This is a genomic window from Photorhabdus antumapuensis (genome assembly GCF_020387775.1).
Taxonomy (GTDB): domain Bacteria; phylum Pseudomonadota; class Gammaproteobacteria; order Enterobacterales; family Enterobacteriaceae; genus Photorhabdus; species Photorhabdus antumapuensis.
On the sequence record NZ_JAHZMK010000048.1, the window covers coordinates 9889 to 23147 of the forward strand.

15 protein-coding genes and 2 pseudogenes are annotated in these 13259 nt (G+C 42.9%); 10 read left to right on the forward strand and 7 right to left on the reverse strand.

Annotated elements, in window-relative coordinates; all coding sequences use genetic code 11:
- The first annotated feature begins 576 nt into the window (after positions 1-576).
- Both KZ793_RS17125 and KZ793_RS17130 read left to right on the forward strand, forming a co-directional pair.
- On the forward strand, positions 577-1497 hold the full coding sequence (locus tag KZ793_RS17125; protein WP_225816434.1) for a carbohydrate kinase family protein: 921 nt from the start codon (positions 577-579) through the stop codon (positions 1495-1497).
- A gap of 47 nt (positions 1498-1544) precedes the next feature.
- Positions 1545-2762, forward strand: a complete 1218-nt coding sequence (locus KZ793_RS17130) for an MFS transporter (protein ID WP_225816435.1) — start codon at positions 1545-1547, stop codon at positions 2760-2762.
- 28 nt (positions 2763-2790) lie between these two features.
- Here KZ793_RS17130 and KZ793_RS17135 read toward each other — a convergent pair.
- Positions 2791-3074, reverse strand: a pseudogene (locus tag KZ793_RS17135) (helix-turn-helix transcriptional regulator); the annotation flags it as partial.
- 11 nt (positions 3075-3085) lie between these two features.
- Here KZ793_RS17135 and KZ793_RS17140 point away from each other — a divergent pair.
- Entirely contained in the window at positions 3086-3232 is a 147-nt protein-coding gene (locus KZ793_RS17140) for a hypothetical protein (RefSeq protein WP_225816571.1), read from the forward strand.
- Between the two features lie 235 nt (positions 3233-3467).
- On the forward strand, positions 3468-4577 hold the full coding sequence (gene fic, locus KZ793_RS17145) for a protein adenylyltransferase Fic (RefSeq protein WP_225816437.1): 1110 nt from the start codon (positions 3468-3470) through the stop codon (positions 4575-4577).
- 249 nt (positions 4578-4826) lie between these two features.
- Here the strand turns inward: fic and KZ793_RS17150 are convergent, their stop codons facing one another.
- From KZ793_RS17150 to KZ793_RS17160, 3 genes and pseudogenes are all read right to left on the reverse strand, one after another.
- On the reverse strand, positions 4827-5024 hold the full coding sequence (locus KZ793_RS17150) for a hypothetical protein (protein WP_225816438.1): 198 nt from the start codon (positions 5022-5024) through the stop codon (positions 4827-4829).
- Positions 5021-5232, reverse strand: a pseudogene (locus tag KZ793_RS17155) (type II toxin-antitoxin system prevent-host-death family antitoxin). The gene KZ793_RS17150 and the pseudogene KZ793_RS17155 overlap by 4 nt, the downstream one beginning before the upstream one ends.
- A gap of 308 nt (positions 5233-5540) precedes the next feature.
- Positions 5541-6404 carry a YicC/YloC family endoribonuclease gene (locus tag KZ793_RS17160; RefSeq protein ID WP_225816439.1) on the reverse strand — a complete coding sequence of 288 codons (864 nt, stop codon included), beginning with the start codon at positions 6402-6404 and terminating at the stop codon, positions 5541-5543.
- A 125-nt stretch (positions 6405-6529) separates the two neighbouring features.
- Between KZ793_RS17160 and rph the strand changes: the two genes are divergently transcribed.
- Both rph and pyrE read left to right on the forward strand, forming a co-directional pair.
- Positions 6530-7258: a ribonuclease PH gene (gene rph / locus KZ793_RS17165; RefSeq protein ID WP_225816440.1), complete on the forward strand. Its 729-nt coding sequence runs from the start codon at positions 6530-6532 to the stop codon at positions 7256-7258.
- An 85-nt stretch (positions 7259-7343) separates the two neighbouring features.
- A complete protein-coding gene (gene pyrE / locus KZ793_RS17170) occupies positions 7344-7985 on the forward strand; it encodes an orotate phosphoribosyltransferase (RefSeq protein ID WP_225816441.1) in 642 nt (213 codons plus the stop codon).
- Between the two features lie 60 nt (positions 7986-8045).
- On the opposite strand, the gene slmA is transcribed toward pyrE, so the two are convergent.
- The 3 genes from slmA to coaBC form a co-directional block, all read right to left on the reverse strand.
- The gene (gene slmA, locus KZ793_RS17175; RefSeq protein WP_112877832.1) at positions 8046-8645 is read right to left on the reverse strand and encodes a nucleoid occlusion factor SlmA; all 600 of its coding nucleotides are present in this window, start codon (positions 8643-8645) and stop codon (positions 8046-8048) included.
- 112 nt (positions 8646-8757) lie between these two features.
- The gene (gene dut / locus KZ793_RS17180; protein ID WP_225816442.1) at positions 8758-9216 is read right to left on the reverse strand and encodes a dUTP diphosphatase; all 459 of its coding nucleotides are present in this window, start codon (positions 9214-9216) and stop codon (positions 8758-8760) included.
- Positions 9194-10411: a bifunctional phosphopantothenoylcysteine decarboxylase/phosphopantothenate--cysteine ligase CoaBC gene (gene coaBC / locus KZ793_RS17185; RefSeq protein WP_225816443.1), complete on the reverse strand. Its 1218-nt coding sequence runs from the start codon at positions 10409-10411 to the stop codon at positions 9194-9196. Before coaBC ends, dut begins: the two co-directional genes overlap by 23 nt.
- 195 nt (positions 10412-10606) lie before the next feature.
- On the opposite strand from coaBC, the gene radC reads away from it, so the two are divergent.
- The 4 genes from radC to KZ793_RS17205 all read left to right on the forward strand — a co-directional run bounded on the left by radC (position 10607) and on the right by KZ793_RS17205 (position 13248).
- The gene (gene radC, locus KZ793_RS17190; RefSeq protein ID WP_049584959.1) at positions 10607-11299 is read left to right on the forward strand and encodes a RadC family protein; all 693 of its coding nucleotides are present in this window, start codon (positions 10607-10609) and stop codon (positions 11297-11299) included.
- 239 nt (positions 11300-11538) lie between these two features.
- Positions 11539-11775: a 50S ribosomal protein L28 gene (gene rpmB, locus KZ793_RS17195; protein WP_011148921.1), complete on the forward strand. Its 237-nt coding sequence runs from the start codon at positions 11539-11541 to the stop codon at positions 11773-11775.
- A gap of 11 nt (positions 11776-11786) precedes the next feature.
- Positions 11787-11954 (forward strand): 50S ribosomal protein L33, encoded by a 168-nt coding sequence (gene rpmG / locus KZ793_RS17200; RefSeq protein ID WP_010847629.1) that lies wholly within the window; start codon positions 11787-11789, stop codon positions 11952-11954.
- A gap of 172 nt (positions 11955-12126) precedes the next feature.
- On the forward strand, positions 12127-13248 hold the full coding sequence (locus KZ793_RS17205) for a glycosyltransferase family 4 protein (RefSeq protein ID WP_225816444.1): 1122 nt from the start codon (positions 12127-12129) through the stop codon (positions 13246-13248).
- Positions 13249-13259: the final 11 nt, after the last annotated feature.

Below are 13259 nucleotides of genomic sequence, written 5' to 3' on the forward strand. Positions count from 1 at the left end.
CGAAATCTATTAGGTATAAAATTATAAAAATTTATTTTATACTGAAAATATAATAAAATCGACTAACTGTTTATCCCAATAGGGCTATTTTATTTGCCATGAAAGTGTATTTGGGTAGTAATCAGATAAAAATGTTAGCTTTTGAACACATTTCGCATTTAAATACGGCTGGACGGAAACGTGCTAATACTTTCATCGATTAAATAACTTTTTATAATTTTGGGACACTTGGCTTTTTTATTCATTTTGGCTCTCCTCATGAGGCTAATTTTATGAATTCATCAACTTTTTCCATGAGTTTTCATATATCTTGATGACAATGGTTACGTGTCACTATTTCACACCGGGATTGTCATCGCGCTATGACCGATAAGTCGGAGATCAGTCACATTGGTATCACATAATTGATATAGGCTGACTTTTATTGAACTTGATTAATGTTAAAGTATAAATATTTCTTATGTGTATAAATTCAGCAATAATTGCTGCAAGCTTTCTTTCCTGAGCAATTTATCTGTTTCTTTTTCAATTTGATGGGGCTATGGCTGATATTTGGGCCGGTAAGAGGAGAGCCTGATGACGGGTTTACTGCCGATTACTGTAATTGGTGCGGCGGCGGGAGATATTGTTCTTAGCTTACCGAGGCTTCCTCGTAGCGGAGCAGATCAGGAAGCCAAAGAAATTGATCGGCAGATTGGTGGTTCTGGTTTTAATGTTGCTCGGGCTTTGGTCCGCCTGCAAATCCCTGTGATTAATGGTATACCGGTTGGTAACGGATGCTGGGGTGAGCAGATAACTAAAGAGATGCGGGACCTTGGGCTTGAGGTCACATTGGCCAATTCATCTCTTGATAATGGTTGGTGTTTGGCAATGGTTGAACCGGACGGTGAAAGAAGTTTTGTCTCCGTGAGTGGTTGTGAAGTTGACTGGAGTAAGGCAATGCTCTCTTCTATTGCTTTGCCGGAAAGGGGGTATATCTACTCCAGTGGTTATGTCATGGCGAGTAAATCAACGGCGATTTTATGTGACTGGTTACTGGCGTCACCATCTGGGCAGACGTTATTGCTGGATTTTGGCCCACGTTTACCAGAGATAGCTCCCGCTTTCCTTGATGCATTACCTGCTGACCGGACCATTCTGACACTGAACCGTGATGAAGTTGCTATATTGTGCGGAGAAGGTGATCCTGTCGTCCAAGCTAGCCGTTATTCCAGCGAAAGAAAAATCACTATTATCTGCCGGTTAGGTTCACAGGGTACATGGATATGCCTGTCTGATCGTGATCCAGAATATGTTGCTGCTTATAAAGTGAAAGTGGTGGATACCATCGGCGCTGGTGATGCTCATAGTGGTGGCATGCTTGCGGGGTTATCGCAGGGAATGTCGCTAAGAGATGCTGTTGAACTTGGCAATCGTGTTGCTGCTATTGTCGTCAACCGTTCTGGTGCTGCTGGTGCACCAACAATAAAAGAACTAGAGGAGTTTGTGTTTGAATAATTATTTTCAGGCACTACGCCTCTTAGATTTTAAGGGGCGTAGTTAAAATGAGTGCATTACTTCCAGGTTGGAAACGCAAAACGGCTTTATTTTTATCAGCTCAAACAATTTCTTTGCTAGGTTCTTCCATTGTCCAGTTCTCTATCGTCTGGTATATCACCCTAAGTACTTCATCGGGAGAAATGCTGGCTGTTTCGGTACTCTGTGCATTTCTTCCTCAGGTATTGATCTCTTTATTTGCCGGTGTTTGGGCGGATACTTATAACCGTAAGTGGCTCAGTATTGCCTCTGATGCGTTAATTGCATTAGTAACGCTTGGTTTGGCTATCTCTTTTATGCTCGGATTTAAGAGTCTTGAGCTGTTATTTGTCGCACTGATTGCCCGTTCATTGGGAACGGGCATCCAGACACCGGCAGTTAATGCTATTATTCCGCAACTCGTCCCGAAAGAGAAATTACTACGGGTTAATGGTATTAATGCTTCTTTGACTTCACTGATGATGCTGGCATCTCCAGCTATCAGTGGCTTTTTGTACTCTCAGACTTCGATGGAAAATATTTTTTTAGTGGACGTAACGACTGCCATTATCGGCATTAGTATTGTTGCGTTTATTCCTATTCCCAAAGTTGTTGCTGGTTCCATGCCGGATAATAAATTTCAGGCAATCTTAGCGGGTTTCCGTTATCTGCAAGAGAATAAATTAATCAGAAATCTTTTGATTTTTTTGATTTGTGTCTGCTTTTTGATTAGTCCGGCTGCATTTTTGACACCTTTATTAGTTAATAGGACATTTGGGGAAGAGCCGTGGCGTTTAGCCATTAATGAAATGACATTTAGTGCCGGCGCGGTTTTAGGCGGATTGCTGATTTCTTTCTGGAGTGAATATAAAAATAAAATGCGTATAACGGCGGTAGCTTGCGCGTTGTTTGGCATATTTATGATCGCTCTTGGTAATGCCTATTGGTTCCCACTTTATCTAGTATTCAATGTCTTTTTAGGCATGGTAACACCTTGTTTTAACGCACCGATAACAGCAGTTTTTCAGGAAAGAGTCGAACCTGAGATGATGGGCAGGGTATTCAGTTTAGTTCAGATCGCTTTGTCCTGTTCTTTGCCATTAGGTATGGTGTTGTTTGGCCCAATTGCTGACTATATTAATATTCAAACTCTTTTGATGATATCTGGTGGATTGATATTACTGACTGGCGCGCTATTTTTTATCTTTAACGGAGAAGGTAGCCGAGAAAGTAGCAGAGCGGTTTAATCAGGCTGATGTTGCCAAAGATATCGCGTTATTCCGGTTGAATGTTGCTAGTTATGCGATAAGCGCAGCGCCGTGAATTGGTGAGCATATACTCCACGCGTTCTACCTGAGCTTGGAGTATATCCTGAAATACGTTGAGCTCAGCGTGGCAAAAACCTTGACAGGCGGTAGCGCAAATGGGGCAATGATTTTCCACCAGCAAAATAGCGCCATCTTCGGTAGATGACCATTGAGCCATGTAACCTTCACGGCATTTATAGCAACCAACCGTTCGACTCGTTCTTGTAGACTGGTTGTTCCATTCATGAGTTGGACATTCGCAAGTGATGATACCCATCGTGATTGCACTGACTTTGGTGGGATTTGGTTTTGGCTGGCCGCATTTGCTCACTTGCATATTACTGGTTTCATCAGATCGGGATAAAGATATTGCTGGTGCTGTTTACGGCGTGGAGAGCAGCGAAGATTAGGTTGGTGGCTGAGTAGTTTTATTTTATGGTGTGAAAAATAGCTCATGATATCGACGCTTGTTGATGACGCGCCGATATTTTCTTGATTTTTCGACTTATGATTTCCGTATGTCGATTCCATCGACATATTGCTAGCACATGTCGAAATTTATCGATTTTATCGACATGAACCCTTTACGTGTCGATACCGTCAACATATACTCGCAACGTGTCGAAAAAAATAGGAAATATAAACATGATATGGCAGCCCGATGCACCTTTTAATGCTATTCCCTTATTGCCACCAGCCATAAAGGTGGTGGAGTCCATTGCTGTATTAAAAGCTTGTATACCTGCCAGAGCTGCACTGGCTGAGCTTAAGCAAGCTGGTGAATTGTTGCCTAATCAGGGGTTACTCATTAACTTGTTGCCACTGCTGGAAGCAAAAGACAGCTCAGAAATCGAAAATATTGTTACGACTTCAGACAAACTGTTCCAATATGCACAAGAAGACAGTCTGGCTGATCCTGCAACGAAAGAAGCACTACGCTACCGTACTGCACTTTATGAAGGGTTCATACAATTAACTCGGCGGCCACTATGCACGAATACAGCTATTGAAGTTTGTAGCCGACTAAAAGCTGTTGATATGAATATTCGCAAAGTTCTTGGTACAACCCTTAGTAATCAGGCAACGGGTGAGATTATTTATACACCGCCAGAGGGAGAATCTCAGATACGTGATTTACTCAGCAATTGGGAGCAATTTCTTCATGTAGAAGATGGAATCGACCCATTAATCAAGATGGCTATTGCTCACTACCAGTTTGAGGCTATTCATCCATTTACTGATGGCAATGGACGTACCGGCCGTATCATGAATATTCTCTATCTTATTGAACAGCAGCTTTTGACATTGCCAATTCTTTATTTAAGTCGCTACATTGTACAACATAAGAGTGATTATTATCGGCTACTTTCCCAGGTTACCGCTGCTGGTAAATGGGAAGAGTGGATTATCTATATGTTAACCGCAGTAGAACAAACGGCTAAATGGACTACGGATAAAATTGCTGCGGTAAGAGAACTGATTGAACATACCAGTGAGTATATAAAGCAAAGCCTGCCTAAAATTTACAGTCATGAGTTGGTACAGGTGATATTTGAACAACCTTACTGCCGTATTAGTAATTTGGTTGAGTGTGATATTGCTAAACGCCAAACTGCTTCGGTTTATTTAAAACAATTGTGTGATATTGGAGTATTACGAGAAATTCAGGCCGGGAAAGAAAAGTTATTTGTTCACCCTAAACTGGTGCAGTTAATGACCAAGGATAGTAATAAATTGAGTTATTACACAGTCTGAAAAGTACTTATTAGTCGAATCCGTCATGTAAAAAAACTTGTCATCAAGAGGTTGTCAAAAATAATACAGACACAAAGGTCCACAGCATTTGTTTTTATTTATGGGCGGCCTGAAATAGTGAGATCTAAAACTAATAACAAAGAGTATGTTAATTTCTATGTTGATAACTTAGACTACATTGATATTAATGTGGACACTCCTCTTCCTAAAAGGAGAGTTTAAATTTAAATACGGGAAAAACAGGGTTGCTTAGCTGAGTGAGCCAGTGTTTTTTACCAATATTCCGTAAATGTTGTGCCAGCTGGTTAATGCTTTCTCACTAGTAGCGGCAGCGGCATCTATAGTCAGATTTTCCAGTGTATTGTCGTTATTAAAGATATGTATGCCATTACGATGAAGTATATGATCGTGGAATGCGATAATTTCCTGCGCATTTACCCAAATCATCGGTCAGTCAACGCCTCTACAGTATGTCCGTGGCACTGCATAATGTGATCAAACTCGGCATCCAGTTTAGCATTTCGATAAGCCTCATATTCAGCTTTGCTGATTACCGCAGCAGCGCTGCCGTGATTTCAACCGACTCACCGTTGACGGCTGTGTCCAACACAGCTGAAATATTCTCTCTGGCTTGGGTTGATATATATGTGCGCATGTTGTTTCTCCTAAAATGTACATGTTAAACGTACATTTAAATTGCGTATTATTCAATCAGCCAAAAGGATGAAGCATCAATAATGGAACTGTTATAGCTGTACAAATTTTACAATTAGCACAGGTATAGTTTGTTCTGTCCGGGTTCTTAGCAAAGATTCTTCATTCCTTTATCCATGTTCGAATTGGTGTGTCTGTGAGTTTTCCGCTATATCCACTGGCGTTTCAAGAGGTGTACTTAAAACCTGATAAGTGCTCTTTTAAGTACACCAGAAATATGCGTTGGATTTTATGAGTCAGTATGAAAACTTACTCAATATTCTGAATCTGCTCTCTCATCTGCTCGATTAGCACCTTCAATTCAATAGCTGAATTAGTGATGTCGGCATTGATAGATTTGGAGGCAAGCGTATTAGATTCGCGGTTGAATTCCTGCATCATAAAATCTAGGCGGCGGCCGACCGCTTCTTTTTTCTTCAAAATATTACGGGTTTCTTTGACGTGGGCATCAAGGCGATCTAACTCTTCTGCCACATCAAGACGTTGAGCCAATAAAATCAACTCTTGCTCAAGACGGTTATTTTCAAGCTGTACTTGTGCTTCTTCCAGTTTGGTTTGCAGGCGTTCCCGCTGCCATTGCATGATTTCAGGCATCTGTTGGCGAACTTTACTGACTTCTTCGGTCACCGCGTCCAAACGTTGTTCAATCATAATTTTGAGTGCATTGCCTTCGGCTTCACGGCTTTGAATAAAGGCATCCAGTGTTGTATCCAGCTCTTCCAATAATTGGGTGCTGATAGCATCTAAGTCTTGCTCTTCTGCTGCCATAACGCCAGGCCAACGCAGAATATCAACCGGATTGATTTCACCTTCGTTGCTCTGTTGCTTGACCCAGCTCGCCGCATTGACTAGCTGTTTTGCTAAAGTTTCATTCAGGATAAGTTCGCCTTGAGTGCGTGAGTCCAGTTCAAAACGCAGGTTGCACTCAACTTTTCCGCGAGTCAGACGGGAACGAATCCGTTCACGAATCACCGGTTCCAAGCTTCTGAATTGTTCTGGTAGGCGGATATAAGTCTCTAAATAACGCTGATTAACCGAGCGCAGTTCCCAAGCTGCATTTCCCCATTTGCTTTTGATATCTCGCCGTGCAAAAGCAGTCATACTACGGATCATGATTCGTTCCCATTTAAACAAAAGATTAAGAGATTATAACGCTCGTTGTAGATGCAGGATAGGAATTAGCCCTGTTAGGCCGTATAATGCGCCCCCAATAATGATTTAACAACGGAGATAACACTATGCGCCCAACAGGAAGAGCGGCAGAACAAGTGCGTCCTATCACTATAACCCGTCATTATACTAAGCACGCGGAAGGTTCGGTTCTAGTAGAGTTTGGGGACACCAAAGTGTTATGTAATGCCTCCGTTGAAGAAGGCGTTCCTCGTTTCTTGAAAGGTCAGGGACAGGGGTGGGTGACGGCGGAATATGGCATGTTACCCCGTTCTACTCATACCCGAAATGCTCGTGAAGCCGCCAAAGGCAAACAAGGCGGGCGCACGATGGAAATCCAACGTTTAATCGCTCGTTCGTTACGTGCTGCTGTTGATCTGAAAAAACTGGGTGAATACACCATTACACTGGATTGTGATGTTATTCAGGCTGATGGTGGTACCCGTACAGCTTCTATTACTGGTGCTTGTGTAGCGCTAGTTGATGCATTAAATAAAATGGTTGAAGCAGGTAAGCTGAAAGAGAGTCCTCTGAAATCAATGGTTGCTGCGGTCTCTGTTGGCATTGTGGATGGTGAAGGTCGTTGTGATCTGGAATATGTGGAAGATTCCGCCGCTGAAACTGATATGAACGTCGTGATGATGGAAGATGGCCGGATGATTGAAGTGCAAGGCACTGCGGAAGGCGAGCCATTTAGTCATGATGAGTTGTTATCCTTATTGGCCCTTGCCAAGGGAGGATTAGGGGATATTTTTGATGCGCAGAGAAATGCGTTAAAACAAAATGCATTAAAATAATAAGTTGATCAGGCGACGTGATAGTCGCCTTTTTTATGCCTGTTGTATGGCGGATAACCATGACCAAGAGAGAGGAGAGGCACCAATGAAAGCCTATCAGCGCGAATTTATCGAGCTTGCGCTAAAAAAACAGGTACTGAAATTTGGGGAATTCACCCTGAAATCAGGACGTAAAAGCCCGTATTTTTTTAATGCCGGGCTGTTTAATACTGGGAGTGATTTGGCGTTAATCGGGCGTTTTTATGCAGCAGCATTGTTGGATAGCGGTATTCAGTGCGATTTGTTATTCGGGCCTGCTTACAAGGGGATTCCAATTGCAACGACAACGGCGGTGGCACTGGCAGAGCATCATGATATTGATATGCCATATTGTTTTAACCGTAAGGAAGCTAAAGATCATGGTGAAGGTGGTACTTTGGTTGGTAGCCTGCTTAAAGGCAATGTTGTTCTGGTTGATGATGTTATTACCGCAGGTACAGCTATCCGTGAATCGATGGAGATTATCAAGCAGCATAATGCGACGCTTGCCGGCGTGATGATTTGTCTTGATCGTCAGGAACGTGGGAACGGTGAAATCTCGGCAATTCAGGAAGTTGAAAGGGATTATGGTTGCAAAGTGTCTTCTATTATTACCTTGAATGATTTGATTAATTATTTGGGGGAGAAGCCAGAGATGAAAGATCATTTGGGTGCAGTGAAAGCCTATCGTGCACAGTACGGTATCTGATAGATAAGCTTTAAAAAAAAGCCCTCGCCCAATAACGGGCGGGGTGAGTAGTAGAATAACTTATTGTAACTGAGCCAGTAATAATGGCCAGCGTGCTTCAAATTCCTGTGTTGGACGATAGTGGAACTCAGAGCGTACAAAACGTGATAGCATCCCTTCACAAAATGCGAGTAACTGAGAAGCTAATAACGACTCATCATAACTGAAACCTTGCCCATCACGTAATTTTTTCTCTTTTAAAACTTGACGGATCTGTACTTCAATGCGTTCAAATAATTGATTTATTCGCCCTTGCAGTCGGTTTTGTTCAAACATCAGGGCATGACCTGTCATGATGCGGGTCAGACCCGGGTTTTTTTCTGAAAAACCCAAAATCAGGATCAATATCAGGCGAATACGAGTGATGGTATCTTTCTCATCTTGCAGAATCAGGTTAATCCGTGAAATTAATGAGTCTTCAATGAACTCGATCAAGCTGTCAAACATCCGGGTTTTACTAGGAAAATGCCGGTATAGGGCAGCTTCAGAAACGCCTACGTTGGCGGCTAGTTTGGCGGTAGTGATTCGATGGCTACCGTCACTGGATTGCAACATATGCGCCAGCGCTTGCAAGATCTCCTCGCGCCTGTTTCTTTTCTTCGTATTTTCGTTTTCTGCCATGTCTGACAAGACCTTTGTTAAGAACAGCAAAACAAACAAATCAGTAATTCTTTGCTCAATGGTATTTTGAGCAAAGAATATGATATTAAATGGTATTAGGTTTTACAGAGATTTATTGGCGACCGGAATGACCAAAACCGCCGCTGCCTCTTTTGCTGGCTTCAAAATCTTCTACCAGATTGAATTCAGCCTGGACGACGGGTACAAAAACCATCTGAGCGATACGTTCGCCTGGTTGGATAGTGAAGGCTTTATCACCACGATTCCAGACGGAAACCATTAGCTGACCTTGGTAATCGGAATCGATCAAACCCACCAAATTACCCAGAACGACGCCATGTTTATGTCCAAGACCTGAACGAGGCAGAATAACGGCCGCCAGTTGTTCATCTCCAATATGAATAGCAAGCCCGGTTGGAAGAAGCTCAGTTTGTCCTGGAACCAATTCTATCGCCTTGTCAAGGCAAGCCCGCAAATCTAAACCTGCGGAGCCAGGCGTGGCATAAGTTGGTAAAGGAAATTCCTTCCCGATACGTGGGTCAAGAATTTTAACGTCGATTTTTTTCATCATAGCGTCTGACTATCTCGTCTAATAAATGGTGGCTGAGTAATAACTTATTACTATGAGGTAAGCGGATTTCTCCCTCATGCCAGAACAAATGTAATGCATTAGTATCGCTGTTAAAGCCGTGGCTAGTAAGGGATACATTATTTGCACAAATCAGATCCAAATGTTTTTGGTTCAGTTTTTTTCGTGCGTATTCTTCCACATTCTGGGTTTCCGCCGCAAATCCAACCACAAAAGGGCGGTTTTCTTGCATTGCTGCTACATTGGCAACAATATCCGGGTTTTTGATCAAGGTAAAAGTAATCTCGTCACCCTGTTTTTTAATTTTTTCTGTGGCAACCTGTTTAGCGCGATAATCTGCAACCGCAGCACAACCAATGAAGATATTCTGTGAACCCGCTACTGCCTGTACTTGTTTGTTCATTTCCAGAGCGCTGGTGACGTCGATTCGTTTGACTCCCGGTGGTGTCGGTAAATTAACGGGGCCAGTGATCAGGGTGACTTCTGCACCACGTGTTGCCGCAGCCTGAGCGATAGCAAACCCCATTTTGCCGGAGCTGTGATTGCTGATAAAGCGGACAGGGTCCAATGCTTCACGGGTTGGTCCGGCGGTAATAGCAAGTTTTAGGTGAGCTAAGTCCTGGTTTGCTTGAAAATGTTGTTCAGCGAGTTCGACAATCGCCATGGGATTTAGCATCCTGCCGGGGCCAACGTCACCACAAGCTTGGCTGCCGTTGTCCGGTCCCCACAGGAGAACGCCTCGTTCTTCAAGGCGCTTGAGATTATGTTGTGTTGCTTGAGCTCGAAACATTTGTTGATTCATTGCGGGCACTGCGGCAATTGGGGCTGGGGAGGCCAAACAGACAGTTGTTACGAGATCATTTGCCATACCGACTACCAGGCGTGCCAGTAAATCAGCGGTAGCTGGGGCGAGAATAATCAGATCAGCCCATTTACCGAGTTCAATATGCCCCATAGCCGCTTCTGCCGCCGGATCTAACAAGTCATCGGAAACGGGATAACCAGAAACCGCTTGCAACGTCATGGGTGTAATAAACGCTTCTGCTGCTGGTGTCATCACTACACGTACTTGTGCGCCGCGATCATGCAGGCGACGTACTAGCTCGGGAGTTTTGTAAGCGGCTATTCCTCCGCTGATACCGAGCACAATCTGTTTGCCGGAAAGTCCTGCCATCATGATTGTCCGAATATTAAGTTGCAAGAGGCCAAGATTTTATCACAAGAGATTACAGAGTTGAGCAGAGTCTGAGCTTTGATTGTAAAAAAGGATAAGTTTGCGAGCGGCTACGCAGCTCTTGAATATGATATTCGCCCTTATATTTAAGGCATGGAATACTGTTTGCATCAGGTGAAACAGAGCAGGGAGATGAATATGGGAGTTGATATCGCTGAAAATACAGGAGAAATATATTCAAATTTAGCTCCCAGAGAAAAATTGTTGGCTTATGGCTCGGTGTCCCTGACAGATGCTGAGTTACTGGCTATTTTTTTACGTACCGGGACCAGAGGACTTCCTGTTTTACGAATGGCTGAATTTCTACTGAAAGAATTTGGGTCTTTGTACCATTTACTCTCTGCTGATTATGACACTTTTTGTTCTCATAAAGGGATGGGATTGGCTAAGTATGCACAATTACAGGCTATTGCAGAACTGGCAAAGCGTTTTTTTTCCAGTCAATTCATGCATGAGGATATTATGAGTAGTCCAAGTGTGACTCAAGAGTATTTGCAAAATCTATTATCAGGGCGCGATAGGGAAATATTTGTTGTGTTGTTTCTCAATAATCAAAATCGAGTTATTTGTCATGAGGAGATGTTTAAAGGCACCATTAATAAAGTTGAAGTCCATCCTCGTGAAATTGTCCGATCGGCGATAAAGGTGAATGCTTCATCCGTTATTTTGGCTCATAATCATCCATCAGGTCATGCAGAACCAAGTTTGGCAGATAAGATTGTTACAGATAAAGTGATTGATGCCTGTAATTTGGTTGGTGTAAAAGTGCTGGATCATCTGGTTATTGGTCGGCAATGTTGTGTTTCATTTGCTGAGCGAGGATGGATTTAGCTAACTTTTTCAAGATCCTTATGGATCTTTGGTTGTGCGGGACTTGAGCGTCAGCGATTGAGGGCGTATACTACGCCACCTTTGAGGATCTTTGGTTTGGCGAGAAGAGCCTATCTCAGCACATTTTCTGAGTAAATGTGAGTCTTTTCAGTGGAATTTGCTGAGATGGGCTCCTAAGCCTGACGAGGCGGCCATACCCAATACAAAGCTCGAGCTGATTTGATTTTTGGAGAATAGACATGTCCCGAGTCTGCCAAGTTACTGGCAAACGCCCGATGAGTGGTAATAACCGCTCTCATGCATTGAATGCGACTAAGCGTCGTTTTCTGCCTAACCTGCATTCCCACCGTTTCTGGGTTGAGTCCGAGAAACGTTTTGTAACTCTGCGTGTATCTGTTAAAGGTATGCGTGTGATTGATAAGAAGGGTATTGATGCAGTTTTGGCTGAGCTTCGTACCCGCGGTGAGAAGTACTAAGGAGCTGAAAAATGGCTAAAGGTATTCGCGATAAAATTAAGCTAGTTTCTTCGGCTGGTACTGGTCACTTTTATACCACTACGAAGAACAAACGTACTATGCCTGAGAAACTGGAAATGAAAAAATTTGATCCAGTTGTTCGTCAGCATGTCATGTATAAAGAAGCCAAGATTAAATAATTTTGGTTGATTTGATAAAAACCCGGCTTAGGTCGGGTTTTTTGTTGTCTGAAGAGTTTTAACCGATATTCACTGATTCTTCTCTACATTTCATATATATCCTGTTATTCGTAGACGTAAGATGCTGTTTCGCTATACTAATGCCTTCCGGTAGGCTGGATATGAAACCGAAATGGCTAAAGAAAAACTAAATATTTTACATACAGAATCATCTTGTGGTTGGGGTGGTCAGGAGATCCGAATTCTGACGGAATCCCAAGGAATGATAAAACGTGGACACAAGGTGGTTATTGTCTGTTGTCCTGGTTCTAATATCTACCGTGAAGCGAAATCTTATGGTGTGCCAGCAATAGCCCTGCCTATTGAGAAAAAGCGGCTGTCCTGCTTTCTTGCTATGCGTCGTTGGTTGAAAAAAGAAGGCCGTCAATTTGACGTTATTAATACACACAGTTCAACAGATGCATGGCTGGTTGCAGCGGCTTGTGCAACATTAAGGCATATGCCGCCAATGGTCAGAACCAGGCATGTTTCTACCCATGTTTCTAATTCAATATCAACTCGTTGGTTATATCTGAAAGCGTGTCGGCACATTGCGACTACAGGTGAAAAACTACGCCAACATCTGCATGCCAATAATCGTTATCCATTGCAACATATGACATCAGTGCCTACCGGCATCGATTTAGATCGTTTCCGACCGGAAGATAAGAAAGTTTGCCGTCAGCGGATTGGGATTCAAGATAAACCGACATTAGGTGTCGTTGCGACCATGAGAACCTGGAAAGGGCATCGCTATCTGTTGGAAAGCTGGAAAGTGCTGCACCAGAAATATCCTGATTGGCAACTTTTGTTTGTGGGTGATGGCCCACAACGTAAGTCACTGGAACCTTTAGTAAAGCGAGAAGGTTTGTCGGACAGTGTCATTTTTTTAGGTAACCGTCAGGATGTTCCTGATTGTTTGAATGCGATGGATTTATTTGCATTACCTTCTTTTGGTAATGAAGGTGTGCCACAAGGCATTATGCAAGCAATGGCGTGTGGGGTACCTGTTGTATCAACCTCCGTTGGTGCAATTACCGAAGCGGTAGTTGATGGTGAAACGGGTTATATCGTGGAACCCAGAAATACAGAGTTATTGACGAAAAGTTTAGAGTTGTTGATTCATAATAATGAACTGCGTTTGCAATTCAGGCATTCTTCATTAGAACGGGCAATGGCTTTATTTGGCATGGATAATATGTTAGATAAAATGGAAAATATCTTTTTTCGCAGCATTAAAGGTAAAAAACATTAGCATTCTTTAAG